General features: G+C 43.3%; 12 protein-coding genes. 6 read left to right on the forward strand and 6 right to left on the reverse strand.

The window, feature by feature from the left end:
- Window positions 1-227: 227 nt before the first annotated feature.
- Window positions 228-899 carry a ribosome biogenesis GTP-binding protein YihA/YsxC gene (yihA, locus tag L4C54_RS21775; RefSeq protein ID WP_428803706.1) on the reverse strand — a complete coding sequence of 224 codons (672 nt, stop codon included), beginning with the start codon at window positions 897-899 and terminating at the stop codon, window positions 228-230.
- 148 nt (window positions 900-1,047) lie between these two features.
- Here yihA and L4C54_RS21780 point away from each other — a divergent pair, with 148 nt between their 5' ends.
- The 5 genes from L4C54_RS21780 (at window position 1,048) to hemN (ending at window position 5,703) form a co-directional block, all read left to right on the forward strand.
- Window positions 1,048-1,665 carry a c-type cytochrome gene (locus L4C54_RS21780; protein ID WP_428803705.1) on the forward strand — a complete coding sequence of 206 codons (618 nt, stop codon included), beginning with the start codon at window positions 1,048-1,050 and terminating at the stop codon, window positions 1,663-1,665.
- A gap of 743 nt (window positions 1,666-2,408) precedes the next feature.
- Entirely contained in the window at window positions 2,409-3,047 is a 639-nt protein-coding gene (locus tag L4C54_RS21785; protein WP_428809785.1) for a class I SAM-dependent methyltransferase, read from the forward strand.
- Window positions 3,047-3,634: a Der GTPase-activating protein YihI gene (gene yihI / locus L4C54_RS21790; protein WP_428809786.1), complete on the forward strand. Its 588-nt coding sequence runs from the start codon at window positions 3,047-3,049 to the stop codon at window positions 3,632-3,634. Before L4C54_RS21785 ends, yihI begins: the two co-directional genes overlap by 1 nt.
- 7 nt (window positions 3,635-3,641) lie before the next feature.
- The gene (locus L4C54_RS21795) at window positions 3,642-4,130 is read left to right on the forward strand and encodes a DUF2489 domain-containing protein (protein WP_428809787.1); all 489 of its coding nucleotides are present in this window, start codon (window positions 3,642-3,644) and stop codon (window positions 4,128-4,130) included.
- Window positions 4,131-4,314: 184 nt separating this feature from the next.
- Complete coding sequence (gene hemN / locus L4C54_RS21800; protein WP_428803701.1) at window positions 4,315-5,703, forward strand: oxygen-independent coproporphyrinogen III oxidase; 1,389 nt, start codon at window positions 4,315-4,317, stop codon at window positions 5,701-5,703.
- A 65-nt stretch (window positions 5,704-5,768) separates the two neighbouring features.
- On the opposite strand, the gene ilvY is transcribed toward hemN, so the two are convergent.
- On the reverse strand, window positions 5,769-6,659 hold the full coding sequence (gene ilvY / locus L4C54_RS21805) for an HTH-type transcriptional activator IlvY (protein WP_428809788.1): 891 nt from the start codon (window positions 6,657-6,659) through the stop codon (window positions 5,769-5,771).
- Between the two features lie 205 nt (window positions 6,660-6,864).
- Between ilvY and ilvC the strand changes: the two genes are divergently transcribed.
- On the forward strand, window positions 6,865-8,349 hold the full coding sequence (gene ilvC, locus L4C54_RS21810; protein WP_428809789.1) for a ketol-acid reductoisomerase: 1,485 nt from the start codon (window positions 6,865-6,867) through the stop codon (window positions 8,347-8,349).
- A gap of 184 nt (window positions 8,350-8,533) precedes the next feature.
- On the opposite strand, the gene ubiK is transcribed toward ilvC, so the two are convergent.
- The 4 genes from ubiK to L4C54_RS21830 all read right to left on the reverse strand — a co-directional run bounded on the left by ubiK (window position 8,534) and on the right by L4C54_RS21830 (window position 13,820).
- Complete coding sequence (gene ubiK, locus L4C54_RS21815) at window positions 8,534-8,785, reverse strand: ubiquinone biosynthesis accessory factor UbiK (protein WP_428809790.1); 252 nt, start codon at window positions 8,783-8,785, stop codon at window positions 8,534-8,536.
- A gap of 175 nt (window positions 8,786-8,960) precedes the next feature.
- The gene (locus L4C54_RS21820; RefSeq protein WP_428809791.1) at window positions 8,961-12,083 is read right to left on the reverse strand and encodes a multidrug efflux RND transporter permease subunit; all 3,123 of its coding nucleotides are present in this window, start codon (window positions 12,081-12,083) and stop codon (window positions 8,961-8,963) included.
- 11 nt (window positions 12,084-12,094) lie between these two features.
- Window positions 12,095-13,201: an efflux RND transporter periplasmic adaptor subunit gene (locus L4C54_RS21825; RefSeq protein ID WP_428809792.1), complete on the reverse strand. Its 1,107-nt coding sequence runs from the start codon at window positions 13,199-13,201 to the stop codon at window positions 12,095-12,097.
- A gap of 37 nt (window positions 13,202-13,238) precedes the next feature.
- The gene (locus L4C54_RS21830) at window positions 13,239-13,820 is read right to left on the reverse strand and encodes a TetR/AcrR family transcriptional regulator (RefSeq protein ID WP_428803696.1); all 582 of its coding nucleotides are present in this window, start codon (window positions 13,818-13,820) and stop codon (window positions 13,239-13,241) included.
- Window positions 13,821-13,933 lie beyond the last annotated feature (113 nt).

The following is a 13,933-nucleotide window of genomic DNA, read 5'->3' on the forward strand; positions in this document are numbered from 1 at the left end:
CGGTTGAAATACGACGAGTGATAGAGGATGCTAATAGAATAATAATAACGAGTAATATTTTCTCTCCCGTTGCCCCACCAGGATGGTGGGGATTTTTATGCCTGCAATTTAAGGTTCTTTCCGGATGCTGTGCCTGCTTCAATCGAGGTATACATTGATTAGCGAGCATAAAAAAGCCTCACAACAGTAAGGCTTTAATTTGATGTTTTTCCGATTAAATGATTCACTTAGTCGTTATCAGAGACGCTCTCTTGTTCATCGACAACGTCGATAAGCTCTTCATCGGTCACTTCAAAAGCAGGGGCATACCAGCCATCAAGAGTGCTACGTAGAACGTCAACACCGATCCCTTTTAGTGACGAAAATGCGTCAACTTTAACCGTGCCACCAAATCCTTTAGACGATTCACGTATCTTCAACACTTGTGCTTTTCTAGCGCCACTTTTTAGCTTATCAGCTTTTGTCAGTAGTACTTGCACCGGAATGTTGCTATCAACTGCCCAATATATCAGCTGTTGGTCTAGATCTTTCATTGGATGACGAATATCCATCAGTACCACAAGGCCTTTTAGGGACTTACGGCATTGCAGGTATTCACCCAGTGATTTCTGCCATTTCTCCTTCAACTTCAGAGGAACTTGAGCATAACCATAGCCGGGTAAATCAACAATGTGACAACCTTCATCAACCTTAAATAAGTTAATCAGCTGAGTTCGACCAGGCGTTTTACTTGTTTTCGCTAAGCCTCTCTGATTCGTTAAGGTGTTGAGGGAACTAGATTTACCAGCATTAGAGCGACCTGCAAACGCAACTTCGATCCCTTCGTCTTCTGGTAAATGACGAATATCTGGCGCACTGGTAATAAAATGCGTGTTTTGGTAATGAATTTTTACGCTCACTGTTAACTCCATCTCGACTTTGTGTAGTCGATTGATTACTTTTTTGTGAAATTGTGTAAAATAACTGTGCTCGACATATGATCGGCTATTATATCACGTGTGGCAACACAGAGTGGTACTGGAAGCTTTATAATTATAATGGAATGTCATGAAAAAATTAGCGCTAATCTTGAGTCTTTTAGCCAGCTGCACAGTATGGGCTCAAGGCAGCATCGAAGCTGGTAAATCAAAATCAATAACATGTGGTGCCTGTCATGGCGCTGATGGTAATAGCCAACTAGCTATGTACCCAAGTATTGCTGGTCAACATGCGAAGTATCTAGAAAAGCAGTTAAAAGATCTACGACTGGGTATGACTAGTGGTGGTAAACAAGGTCGTATGGACCCTGTGATGAGTGGTATGGCGATGGCTCTAAGCGATCAAGATATTGCTGACCTGTCTGCCTACTATGCATCATTACCTATTGCTGCGAAAACAACACCTGAAAATGTTGTAGAAAAAGGTAAGGCGCTTTACGCCGCTGGAGATATCGAACGAGGCATCACTGCCTGTATCGCATGTCACGGGCCTCGTGGTAATGGTACTGAGTTGTCAGGCTTTCCAAAAGTCTCTGGCCAACACGCAGAATATATTAAAGCTCAGTTAATTAAGTTCCGTAATGGAACACGTAACAATGATATGAATGAGATGATGCGTGATATCTCTAAAAAGCTTACCGATGACGATATTGAAGTATTATCTCAATACGTCGGTGGTCTTCACTAACGGATCACCTGTTCGAGCATCTGTTTTAGCTGACAGAAAGCAGTACGTAGAAGCCTTAGCATAAATGCTAGGGCTTTTTCATATCTAAACGATAGCAATACTGATCTTATACAAAAGAGCTAGATTCATTTTTCACTCGTAGTCTTGTAAGAGATTTGCCATACCTTAATCAGAAGTTGTAGCTGGTGTTAATGTAAGCGGCTGAAACTTAACACTTTGTAAGTTGTTGCAGAATATTAGATGTGAACTTTGAAGTGATGGTGTTGTTTCTGTTACTAATCACGGTAAATTACCCCCATCGGCAAGGAGCTGAATAGGAACTTAGACCAAGGTGGTCTCCAAGGAAGCAGGTAAGGAATACCTGAAAGTTGGACGAAGGATAGTAGCGGGCTAGGAGCTGGCTAGATAAGGATGATTGAATTGTCTTAGGATTAGACGTCGAAAAGGATCAGGCTAATGGATAGCCCAGATACAGGATGTCGAAAGGATTATTAAAATTCATCAGGACGATGAAGAACAAAATTTTTGCAGGGAAAGCATCAATAACAACAGGATAGTTGAGCACCATCTGTGTGCAGACATATTTGCCAAACCATGGCACTTTGAAAGCGATAGGGAAACCTATCGCTTTTTTATCTTATTAAAAGCCATTATTTCACTGATCTGCCGTTTAATTGCACAATATCACTCCACTTGGATCTCACTTTCTGGTATGTTTCGCATCCCTGTTTGAGGATGAATGCATGCACAACTGTCCTTTATGCCACAATCAAGACACTCAACACTATTTTGAGGATAAGCGCCGAGCTTATTTACAATGTCGAGAATGTGATTTGGTATTTGTTGACCCAACTCAGCGCTTAGATGCAAAAGCAGAAAAAGCTCACTATGATCTTCATGAGAATGATCCGAGTGATGAGGGGTATCGTCGATTTTTATCACGAATTGCAGATCCTATAATAGAAAGAATCCCATCTAACGCTCATGGGTTAGATTTTGGCTGTGGTCCTGGTCCTACATTGTCCGTAATGTTGCAAGAGCAAGGCCACAGTATTGAATTGTATGATCTCTACTACCACCCAGACAAAACGGTGTTGGCACAGACTTACGATTTTATGACTGCGACGGAGGTGATCGAGCATGTTTATCAGCCCGACCTCGTGTGGCAGCAATGGTTAAATTTAGTTAAGCCTTGTGGCTGGATTGGTCTTATGACCAAAATGGTTATTGATCTTGAAGCGTTTAAAAACTGGCACTATAAGAATGATGTTACGCATGTCATCTTCTTTAGCCGTAAGACCTTTGAGTATCTGGCTGAGCGAGATAAGCTCGAACTAGAATTTGTTGGAAATGATGTAATTTTACTGAGGAAGACCCAGTAATGAGCCGTAGTAAGAAATCAAGAAAGCCAGGAGCTCTAGGCGCTCCAGAGCAAAACGTAACCCGTAATCGCAGTGAATCTGATGTTCAAGGCCGCTTACGCAAGCGTGTTAAAAACCGCAAAGGTCTGAAAACGGGTAACCGTAATTCAGAAGTGGACGATGTAAAACAACACCAAGGCCAACCGAAGCGTGATCCACGTTTAGGCAGCAAAAAGAAAATTGCTTTAGTGGTTGAAGAGAAGAAAAAACCTAACAAGCAAGAGCGTCGACTATCTGCTGAAAAAGAGCTAGAGATGCTTGAAACAGATACGCAGTTGAACGTATTGCTTGATCGCATCGAAAATGGTGAAAACCTAGGTGCGGGTCTGCAGAAGTTAGTCGATGAAAAGCTAGATCGCATCGAAGTGCTGATGAAGCAGCTTGGTCTTTTCGTTGAAGAAGAGTTCGAAGATGAAGGTGAGTTCGAGGATTCTGAAGAAGAGTCTTTTGTTGTGCCTAAATCAATTAAGAAAAGTAATAAGCCATCGACAGATGAAGAGCTTCTATCTCAATTTGAAGGTCTTGATATCAACGACTTTAAAGAGTAATTAGCTGATGAACGTAACCATATTAGCTTTGATAGGATCGCTGATTATTGCAGGGCTAGCATGCTATGCAGGTTACCTTCTGCTCCAAGTTAAGAAGCAAAAGGATTTGCAGCAACAACAGCATAAGATAGCGATAGATAAGCGTAATGCTAATATCTATGAAAACGTTAATGCGCTCTGCTTAGCCGGTATTCAAGGTCAGTGTGATTTATCTGAAATCAGTATTCGTGTGTATAACATTATGGATTACGTTCAAGGTGATAGTCGCATTGATTTTGACCAGCATTATCCTGCACTCTCTGAGCTTTATCATGTGGTTAAAGATATGGCGCGAGCTGATGATCGCCAAGCGTTAGCAAAAAAAGAGAAGATGGAACAAAATTTACTTCGTCATAAAGCTGAAGTGAAGTTGGCAGAAGCTGTTGTTGAAGAGCTTAAGACGTTGCAAAAAAATATAGCGCCACTAAATAATCAGATAAACATCCAAGTTATCTAATCACATTTTGTGCCGATGCTAAAAACTGGGTTACTCATTCGTTAGAGTGAGTGATCGAGTTAGCAGTTATGAAATTTTCTTACAAAAATGTGTTTAGCTTTCCTACCTAAGCCATAGTCATGTGGCAAAATAGCCAGTCAAAATAATCTTTACGCCGATTACAGTTAGAAACGGAAATAATCCCATGTCGCAGCAAGTCGTATCCGGGCAACAAATTGTCTGGGATCAAGCTATTCTGGATAAGTACAACTATTCAGGACCTCGTTACACCTCATACCCAACAGCGTTGGAATTTCATGAGGCTTTTACTGTTGCTGACTATGACATGGCGTGTGCTCAATACCCTGAGCGCCCACTTTCTCTCTATATCCACATCCCGTTCTGTCACAAGCTTTGCTACTACTGTGGCTGTAACAAGGTCATTACTCGTCACTCTCACAAAGCAGATGAATATCTTGATGTGATTGAGCATGAGATTCGCCAACGCGCATCACTGCTTCAAGGACGTAAAGTTACTCAGCTTCACTTTGGTGGCGGCACACCAACGTTCCTCACTAAACTGCAAATCAGCCGTTTGATGGCAATTCTACGCGCTGAATTCCAATTTACCGATGGTGGTGAAATTAGTATTGAGGTTGACCCTCGTGAGATCGAGCTTGATATGCTTGATCACCTGCGTGGTGAAGGCTTCAACCGACTCAGTATTGGTGTACAAGATTTTAATAAAGAAGTTCAAAAGCTGGTTAACCGCGAACAAGACGAAGACTTCATCATCGCGATGGTTGAACGAGCTAAAGAGCTTGGTTTCCGCTCAACGAACCTAGATTTGATTTACGGCCTACCAAAGCAGACTAAAGAGTCATTTGCACAAACATTGGCACAAGTCTTAGAGATGAAGCCAGGGCGTCTTTCTGTGTTTAATTATGCTCATATGCCTCAGCTATTTGCTGCACAGCGTAAAATCAAAGAAGAAGATTTACCTGAAGCGAGTGAAAGAATGGGTATTCTACAAGAGAGTATCGCGACCCTTACTGGCTCAGGTTACCAATTTATTGGCATGGATCACTTTGCTCTGCCTGATGACGAACTGGCTATCGCTCAGAGAAAAGGCATTCTGCATCGTAACTTCCAAGGCTATACCACTCAAGGCGAAGCTGATCTGGTTGGTTTCGGCGTGTCAGCAATCTCAATGGTTGGTGATGCGTACGCGCAAAACCAGAAAGAGCTTAAGAAATATTACGCTCAGGTTGATGAGCTGCGTCATGCTTTATGGAAAGGGGTTGCCCTTGATAGTGACGACTTACTGCGTCGTGAAGTGATAAAACAACTTATTTGTAACTTCAAACTGGATAAAACCATCATTGAGTCTGAGTTTAAAGTGACGTTTAACCAATACTTCAAAGAAGATTTACAGTTGCTACAAACTTTTATCGATGATGAATTAGTCGAAGTTGATGACAAAGAAATCCGAGTGACGCTACGTGGACGACTGCTTATTCGTAATATTTGTATGTGTTTTGATAAATACCTCCGTGATAGAGCGCGTCAGCAGCAGTTCTCACGAGTTATCTAAATCGTAAGATGCTCAAATTAACAAAGCCACGCTATTGCGTGGCTTTTTCGTTTAAAGAGAGCAAACTAAGGAGCGATGTACTTTCCAGCGGCTACATCCCAGAGCGCTTTTATCAGTGGCTTATCAAGCTGAGAACGCTTACAGCAAACCCCAAGTTCAAATGGCTTTACTGGTTTAACCTTTAATCTCTGAATTTTCTCTTTTACTGGGCTGTTGTTGATCACCACATCAGGAGCGATGCCAACGCCACAGCCGAGTGCAACCATACTTACTATAGCTTCATGACCAGAGACTTGTGCGTAAATGGTCGGTTTAATTCTCATGCTTTTGAACCAAGCATTAGCACGGTCACGTGCCGTTCCGGCTTCAGGTACAATAAAGGGAATATTCGACCAGTCAGGCTTCTCTTGCTGAAGCTGATCCGCAAAACTACTGACACCTGATGGAGCGATGACTGATAAAGGGATCTCGCTGACCGTTTCAAACTTAACGCGAGCAGGAAGCTGATCGGGTTTCGCAGATATAGCGATATCGGCTTCATCCTTTAGTACTTTATCGATCGCTTGAGCAGGATCACCGGTTGAAAGTTTGTATTCAATAAATGGATGCTGCAAACGAAATTCAGAAAGGAGCTCAGGTAAGTGGCTATAGCTGGCGGTGACTGAACAAAATAGTCGAATTTCGCCTTTCAACTCTAATTCATGCCCCTTAATTTGAGCATTATACTGTTGCCACTCAGTCTGGATTTTCATTGCTACGGGCAATAATTGTTTTCCGGCAGGGGTTAACTCGACGCTGCGGTTGTCACGTAAGAATAGAGTTTGACTGGTTTGTTGTTCTAGCTTTTGAATCTGGCGACTTAAAGCAGAAGGGCTGATATGCATGGCAGAAGCCGTCTTGCTGAAACTTTTACTGTCGCACAGATGAATAAACATCTGCAGGTTTTTAATATCCATAATGATCTTCTAAGCGAACTTTGTTTGGTAACAAGAGCGTTTTTATGTACAAAAGTAGTCCTGCACCAATTTTCTGTACGTTGCATTAATTGCAATTACTAATTGTGAATATATCACTTTCGGCAATTAGATGTCTGCTTTAGTATGAACTCATTCGGCGATAATGCGCCGACCATAACGGAAGAATCAACAAGGAGCGCCCAACATGGCTAACTATTTCAATACTTTAAATCTACGTGAGCAACTAGACCAACTAGGTCGTTGTCGTTTTATGGACCGCAGTGAATTTGCTACAGAAGCAGATTACCTAAAAGGTAAGAAAGTGGTTATCGTAGGTTGTGGTGCTCAAGGCCTAAACCAAGGTCTAAACATGCGTGATTCAGGCCTAGACGTTTCTTACGCACTACGCCAAGCTGCGATAGACGAGCAGCGTCAGTCGTTCAAAAACGCAAAAGAGAACGGCTTTGTTGTTGATAGCTATGAGAATCTAATTCCTCAAGCTGATCTAGTAGTAAACTTGACTCCAGACAAGCAACACACAAATGTTGTTGAAACGGTAATGCCTCTAATGAAAGAGGGTTCTGCACTGGGTTATTCGCACGGCTTCAACGTTGTTGAAGAAGGTATGCAAATCCGTAAAGACCTAACGGTTGTTATGGTTGCACCTAAGTGTCCTGGTACTGAAGTACGTGAAGAGTACAAGCGTGGCTTTGGTGTTCCAACGCTAATCGCTGTTCACCCAGAAAATGACCCTAAAGCAGAAGGCTGGGATATCGCTAAAGCTTGGGCAGCAGGTACAGGTGGTCACCGCGCTGGTTGTCTAGAGTCTTCTTTCGTTGCTGAAGTTAAATCAGACCTAATGGGCGAGCAAACAATTCTTTGTGGCATGCTTCAAGCGGGTTCTATCGTTTCTTACGAGAAGATGATTGCTGACGGTATTGAACCAGGCTACGCAGGTAAACTTCTACAGTACGGTTGGGAAACAATCACTGAAGCGCTTAAGTTTGGTGGTATTACTCACATGATGGATCGTCTATCAAACCCAGCTAAGGTAAAAGCTTTTGACCTTTCTGAAGAGCTTAAAGACCTAATGCGTCCACTTTACAACAAGCACATGGATGACATCATCCAAGGTGAATTCTCTCGCACTATGATGGCTGACTGGGCGAACGATGACGTGAACCTATTTGGCTGGCGTGAAGAGACAGGCGAAACGGCATTTGAAAACTACCCGTCGTCTGATGTAGAAATCTCAGAGCAAGAGTACTTTGATAACGGCATCCTAATGGTTGCAATGGTACGTGCAGGGGTTGAGCTAGCATTCGAAGCAATGACAGCATCTGGCATCATCGATGAGTCTGCATACTACGAATCACTACACGAACTGCCGCTAATCGCAAACACGGTTGCTCGTAAGCGTCTATACGAAATGAACGTAGTAATCTCAGATACAGCAGAATACGGTAACTACCTATTTGCTAACGTAGCAACACCACTTCTACGTGAGAAGTTCATGCCTTCAGTAGCAACTGACGTAATCGGTCGCGGTCTAGGTGAGACTTCTAACCAAGTAGACAACGGCAAGCTAATCGCAGTGAACGATGCCATTCGTAATCACCCAGTTGAGTACATCGGTGAAGAGCTACGTGGGTATATGACTGATATGAAGAACATCGCAGTAGGCGGCTAATTTTATTGCTCTAGAGCCTAAGCTCTTTGTTGGAAATACTCATTTGCTACTCGCAAACTCCGTGTTTCCGCCTCGACCTTAAGCTCTATAGCTTCAAAAAGTTCTTCTAGATTAAAAATACAAAGGGCTTGGTCAGTGATGACCAAGCCCTTTTTAGATCTTTATGAAGAGGAGAGGTAAGTGGTTACTTATCCGTTAGTTTCTCTTCAAGTTGAGCAAGTTTCTGCTCCATCTCTGTTAGCTTTTGGCGAGTGCGAAGAAGTACTTGAGTTTGAACATCAAACTCTTCACGGCTCACAACATCTAACTTGTTTAGTTGGCCTTGGATTACTTGGCGAACCTTTTGATCAACATCAGCACCAAGCTCTTTAACAGGGGTTGGCATTGAATCATGAATTTGTTTAGCAATTTGCTCTAATTTCTTTGGGTCAAACATGTTGGCTTAAACTCCTATCAATTTGCCTACATTCTATTTAAAGCGGACATAAAAGTCGCTACTTGGTGGAAAAAATGTTCGGTGATGATGGATGGTGGCCAAAGGCAAGGTAAAAAAATAGGCCACCGAAGTGACCTATTAAGTAAGTGATCTATCCAATCATTAACGCATTTAGTTAGCTCGGGTGAGATATCTCACGTTGAGCTGCTTTTGCTTCATCAATACGCGCTAGCTTTTCTAGATCTTTATCTTCAACAAACACAGGGAGTGGTTTGTGTTTCTCGGCTAGGTAGCTATAAATAACTGGCAGTACGAACAGAGTAAACAGCGTACCAATCGCAAGACCCGCAACGATAACAATACCGATACTAAAGCGTTGTGCTGCACCTGCACCTGTTGCGTACATCAGTGGGATTAGACCTGCAATCATCGCCGCCGTTGTCATCAGGATAGGGCGAAGACGTACTTTCGCAGCCTCCATAACCGCATCAATACGAGACTTGTGATTATGCAGTTGTTCTTCTTTAGCAACCTCACAGATAAGAATACCGTGCTTGGTGATCAAACCAACCAGTGTAATCAAACCCACCTGAGAGTAGATGTTCATTGAGGCCGCGCCCCAAGCCAATGCAATCAAGGCGCCACAAATAGCCAGTGGAACAGAAACCATGATAACCAATGGATCTCGGATAGACTCGAACTGAATCGCCAGTACCAAGAAGATAATCGCCAGTGCCAAACCAAAGGTCGCATACAGAGCACTGCCTTCCGTCACGTATTGGCGCGATTCACCCATGTAGTCGTGGTTATAGCCGCTTGGTAGTTTGTCGGTTGCAATGCCTTCAAACCAATTTACCGCGTCACCCATAGCGGTTCCCGGAGCTGGAACAGCGCCTACTGTTGCTGAGTTTAGCTGGTTGAAGTGAGGCAGTGAGCGAGGCTCAGCAATCACATCAATGTTGATCAAGCTGCCAAGTGGAACTGCGTTACCATCAGCCGCGCGAACGTAGTAGTTGTTCATTGATTCCGGATTTAAGCGGAACTTACGCTCAACCTGTGGAATCACTTCGTATGAACGACCATTAAGATCGATACGGTTAACATAACCATCCGCCATCATAGTACTTAGCGTAATACCAATGTCCTGCATCGTTACGCCATACGCACCCGCTTTGTCTTTATCGATGTTGATTTTCATCGTTGCAGAGTCAAAGTTAAGGTCCAAGTCAGAATAAACAAACATTGGGTTTGCTGTTACTTCACTAAGTACATCAGAAGCTACCGTAAACAGGCTTTCAAAGCTATTTGGTGTGGTGATAACAAACTGAAGTGGTAAGCCTGAACCTGCACCTGGAAGCTCTGGCATCTGGAATGCCGTTACCGCCATACCTGGAACGCCACTAACCAAGCCCGTTACTCGATTGGCGACTTCTTCTTGACTCGTTTCTCGCTCACTCCAAGGCACCATGGAGGCAATACCAAAGGCTTGGTTAGCATTAGGCACGCCGGTAAATACCTGAGCAAAGGAAACTTCTGGTTGAGCAGAAAGAATTTCATTTACATCGTTCATGGTATTTTGCATGTAATCAAGGTTTGCATTTGATGGCGCTGTACCCATTAGCATGATTACGCCTTTATCTTCTGAAGGAGCAAGCTCACTCGGAATAAACGAAAACAAAACAGGTAATACCGCGAATACGATGACAGAGAATCCGATCACAACTGGGCGATGATCCATCACTGATTTCAACATACGTGAATAGCGATTAGTCATGCCATCAAGTATATGGTGGACAGTTTTCTCAAACTTGCTTGGCTCTTCATTTGCCTTGAGCATTTTTGAACACATCATTGGCGATAGTGTTAATGCGACAATACCTGAAACAAATACTGCACCAGCAAGCGTTAATGCAAACTCTTTAAATAGAGAACCTGTAATACCGCCCATCATCGCGATTGGCGCATATACCGCACCCAGCGTTAATGTCATTGCGATAACGGGAACCGCGATTTCACGCGTACCAATAATCGCTGCTCTAAACGGGGATTCGCCAAGTTTTAAGTGTCTGTCTACGTTCTCAAGTACAACGATAGCGTCATCAACCACTAGACCGATGGCAAGTACCATTGCTAACAGTGTCATCAGGTTCCAAGAGAAACCCATTACCTGCATCACCATTGCCACACCGATAAGAGACAGTGGGATAGTGACGATAGGGATAAGTACAGCTCGGAATGACCCAAGGAACAGAGTAATTACGACCAGAACGATTAACGCCGCTTCAAGGATAGTCTTTACAACTTCATTGATTGATTCATTGATCGCGATGGTTGAATCGTACATCACGTTCATTGAGATGTTGCTTGGAAGGTTCTTCTCAAGTGCTGGTAGTAGGTCTAGAACATCAGCAGCGATATTGATTGGGTTAGCACTTGGCGCAGCATTAATTGCGGCAACAACCGCTTCTTGACCATTTGCACTCGCTCGATAAACGTCGTGACTCTTTTCTAAACTTACTTTAGCGATATCCGCTAGGCGAATAATCTCACCCTCAGTACCCCTGACGACTAAGTTTTCAAGCTCAGAAACATTGGATACTTGAGTATCGGCACTGCCGTTATAAATAACGAACTCGCCTGTTACCTGACCTGTTGCAGACTGATAGTTATTGGCATTAAGAACGCCCATTACATCAGTGGCTGTAAGGTTCAGAGCCGCCATTTTAGATGGGTCTAGCCATACGCGCAGTGCGTATTTCATACCACCGTAAAGGTCGACCTTAGAAACACCACTAACCGTAAAGAGCTGTGGATTGATCACTCGCTCAAGGTAGTCGGTGATCTGACTAGACGCCAGCTCATCACTGGTAAAACCAATGTAGAGTACCGCGGTTGTAGAGCCTGTCGACATAGTTACCGTTGGATCTTCAGACTCTTTAGGCAGCTGTGATCGAACCGAGTTAGTCTTAGCTAGAACATCAGATAACGCCGCGTTAGGATCGGTATTAAGCTTCATCGTTACCGTGATGGTTGACTTACCATTCACCGATTGCGAAGTCATATAATCGATATTATCGGCCTGTGCGACTGCTTGCTCCAAGGGCTGAGTAATAAAGCCTTGAATCAAGTCAGCACTTGCCCCGTAGTAGCTGGTGGTTACCGTTACTACCGTGTTCGTCATTTCTGGGTATTCACGAACCTGCATCTTGAAGATCGCCTGCATACCAAGCAAGGCAATCAAGAAACTGATTGAGATAGCCAGAACTGGACGTTTTATGAAAACATCAGTAAAGCGCATAATTCCTCCAGTTACAGCATTGGTGTTTCAGCAGGGGTAGTCGTCGCATCACTTTCAACGATACGGACTTTAGCATCATTACTTAAGCGAACTTGACCTGTAGTCACGACCATATCACCTACAGTGACGCCTTCTAAAACGTGCGCAATATCTGCACTGCGTTCACCGATTTTAACTACGTGCTGTTTCACACGTTGCTCGCCATCTTTTCCGCTAACGATATAGACGTTATCACCGTAGAGCGTGTAAGTAATCGCAGTCTGTGGCAGCACGACTTGATTCTCTAGCTCAGGAAGAATGATGTTGGCACGCGCAAACATGCCACTACGAAGCTGACCGTCGCTGTTTGGAATGTCCGCTTGAACTTGAATTAGACCACTTTGTACACTGACTGCAGGCTCAATAGCGCTGATTGATCCTTTGAATGGTCTTTCTGGGTACGCATCAACAAAGATATCAATGGATTGGTTAATTCGAATACGAGAAATATCGGTTTGCGGAACAGTAAAGCGCAAGCGCATCACGCTCGTATCTTCTAGGCGAACGATATCTGTACCTGCTTGTAGGTATTGACCTAGGTAGACATTACGAATACCAACCACGCCAGAGAACGGTGCTTTGATTTCACGGCGATCAATAGAGGCTCTTAGGCTTTCAAGGTCAGCAGAAAGAGAGTAGAAGCTTGCTTCTGCATCATCGTATGCTTCTTTTGAGATGGAGCCTTTCTTATACAAGCCTTGGTAGCGCTTATATTTCGCTTCTGCTGCAGGTAAACGAGCTTTGGCACTTTTTAGGTTTGCTTTTTCTACATCAGAATCAAGCAGAACTAAAGATTGACCCTCTTCAACTTGAGTACCTGAATCAAAAGTGATCTTATCAATCACACCATTGGTTTCGTTAGCAATGGTCACACCTTGGTTAGGTTCAATAAAACCAATTGCTTCAATAACAGGAACCCAGTTAACTGCTTCAACTTCAACAGCAGTCACAGGGAACTCTGGCTCAGGGCGGTTTGCTAAATACTCAGCAATTTTTTGCTGTTTGAATAGATTGAAACCTATCACACTGCCAAATAAGACAATGGCGATAAGTAGCATAAAGAAAGTCCACTTTTTCATTTTGCTGGTGACTCCGAGTTAGTTGTTCTTAACAAAGTTAGTGGTTAGTAATAGCGTCCCAACTGGCGTTGATTGCTGCTTCAATAGCGTCATCACTGAGTTGGTATAATCCAAAAGTGTGCTTACGAGCGAGTGTTACGCTTGTTTCCAAGCTCAACGCCGAAAGCAGTTCGTTATCAAGGGGCTTAAATACCCCTTGTTCTTTTCCTTGTTTAAATAGATTAAAAACCTCTTTAAACATACCGCGCTCCTCTTGACGAGTAGCACTGCAATGACCTATCGGTGTTGAATCGTATTGAATGCGATTTTTTAGCATCGCAATATCTGATCCCACTAGGCCCCAAATATTGAGCCACATCTTTCGATAGCGCTCTTTAAGTGGCATAGACTCATCAACGTCGGTTTGTACCACATCAGCAACGCGTTGCGCGACGTGCAACCTAAGTTCTTCAATTAGATGCTCTTTATCGTCAAAGTAACGATAAATTGTACCTGCAGCGACACCAGCTTCTTTAGCCAGTCGTTGCATTGAAAGCCCTTGTAAGCCTACGTCAGCAATGACAGTTCCAGCCGCGAGCAAAATCTTTTGACGCTTATCATCTGTTGGTTTGCTTGTCATAGGACACCAGAAGTGAATGAACGTTCATTCATTATAGATCGATAAGTGGTATTCAATGCAACATTTAATTGAATCACTGTAAGGAAATGTTATTAATTGGACGATAGCATTCG

This window comes from Vibrio lamellibrachiae (assembly GCF_050337265.1).
In the GTDB taxonomy this organism is placed as follows: Bacteria; Pseudomonadota; Gammaproteobacteria; order Enterobacterales; family Vibrionaceae; genus Vibrio; species Vibrio kyushuensis.

What these genes read in the sequence shown, in the direction of transcription:
- L4C54_RS21780 (WP_428803705.1), top strand. Translation starts at nt 1,048, where the DNA reads ATGAAAAAATTAGCGCTAATCTTGAGTCTTTTAGCCAGCTGCACAGTA.
- L4C54_RS21785 (WP_428809785.1), top strand. Translation starts at nt 2,409, where the DNA reads ATGCACAACTGTCCTTTATGCCACAATCAAGACACTCAACACTATTTT.
- yihI (WP_428809786.1), top strand. Translation starts at nt 3,047, where the DNA reads ATGAGCCGTAGTAAGAAATCAAGAAAGCCAGGAGCTCTAGGCGCTCCA.
- L4C54_RS21795 (WP_428809787.1), top strand. Translation starts at nt 3,642, where the DNA reads ATGAACGTAACCATATTAGCTTTGATAGGATCGCTGATTATTGCAGGG.
- hemN (WP_428803701.1), top strand. Translation starts at nt 4,315, where the DNA reads ATGTCGCAGCAAGTCGTATCCGGGCAACAAATTGTCTGGGATCAAGCT.
- ilvY (WP_428809788.1), bottom strand. Translation starts at nt 6,659, where the DNA reads ATGGATATTAAAAACCTGCAGATGTTTATTCATCTGTGCGACAGTAAA.
- ilvC (WP_428809789.1), top strand. Translation starts at nt 6,865, where the DNA reads ATGGCTAACTATTTCAATACTTTAAATCTACGTGAGCAACTAGACCAA.
- ubiK (WP_428809790.1), bottom strand. Translation starts at nt 8,785, where the DNA reads ATGTTTGACCCAAAGAAATTAGAGCAAATTGCTAAACAAATTCATGAT.
- L4C54_RS21820 (WP_428809791.1), bottom strand. Translation starts at nt 12,083, where the DNA reads ATGCGCTTTACTGATGTTTTCATAAAACGTCCAGTTCTGGCTATCTCA.
- L4C54_RS21825 (WP_428809792.1), bottom strand. Translation starts at nt 13,201, where the DNA reads ATGAAAAAGTGGACTTTCTTTATGCTACTTATCGCCATTGTCTTATTT.
- L4C54_RS21830 (WP_428803696.1), bottom strand. Translation starts at nt 13,820, where the DNA reads ATGACAAGCAAACCAACAGATGATAAGCGTCAAAAGATTTTGCTCGCG.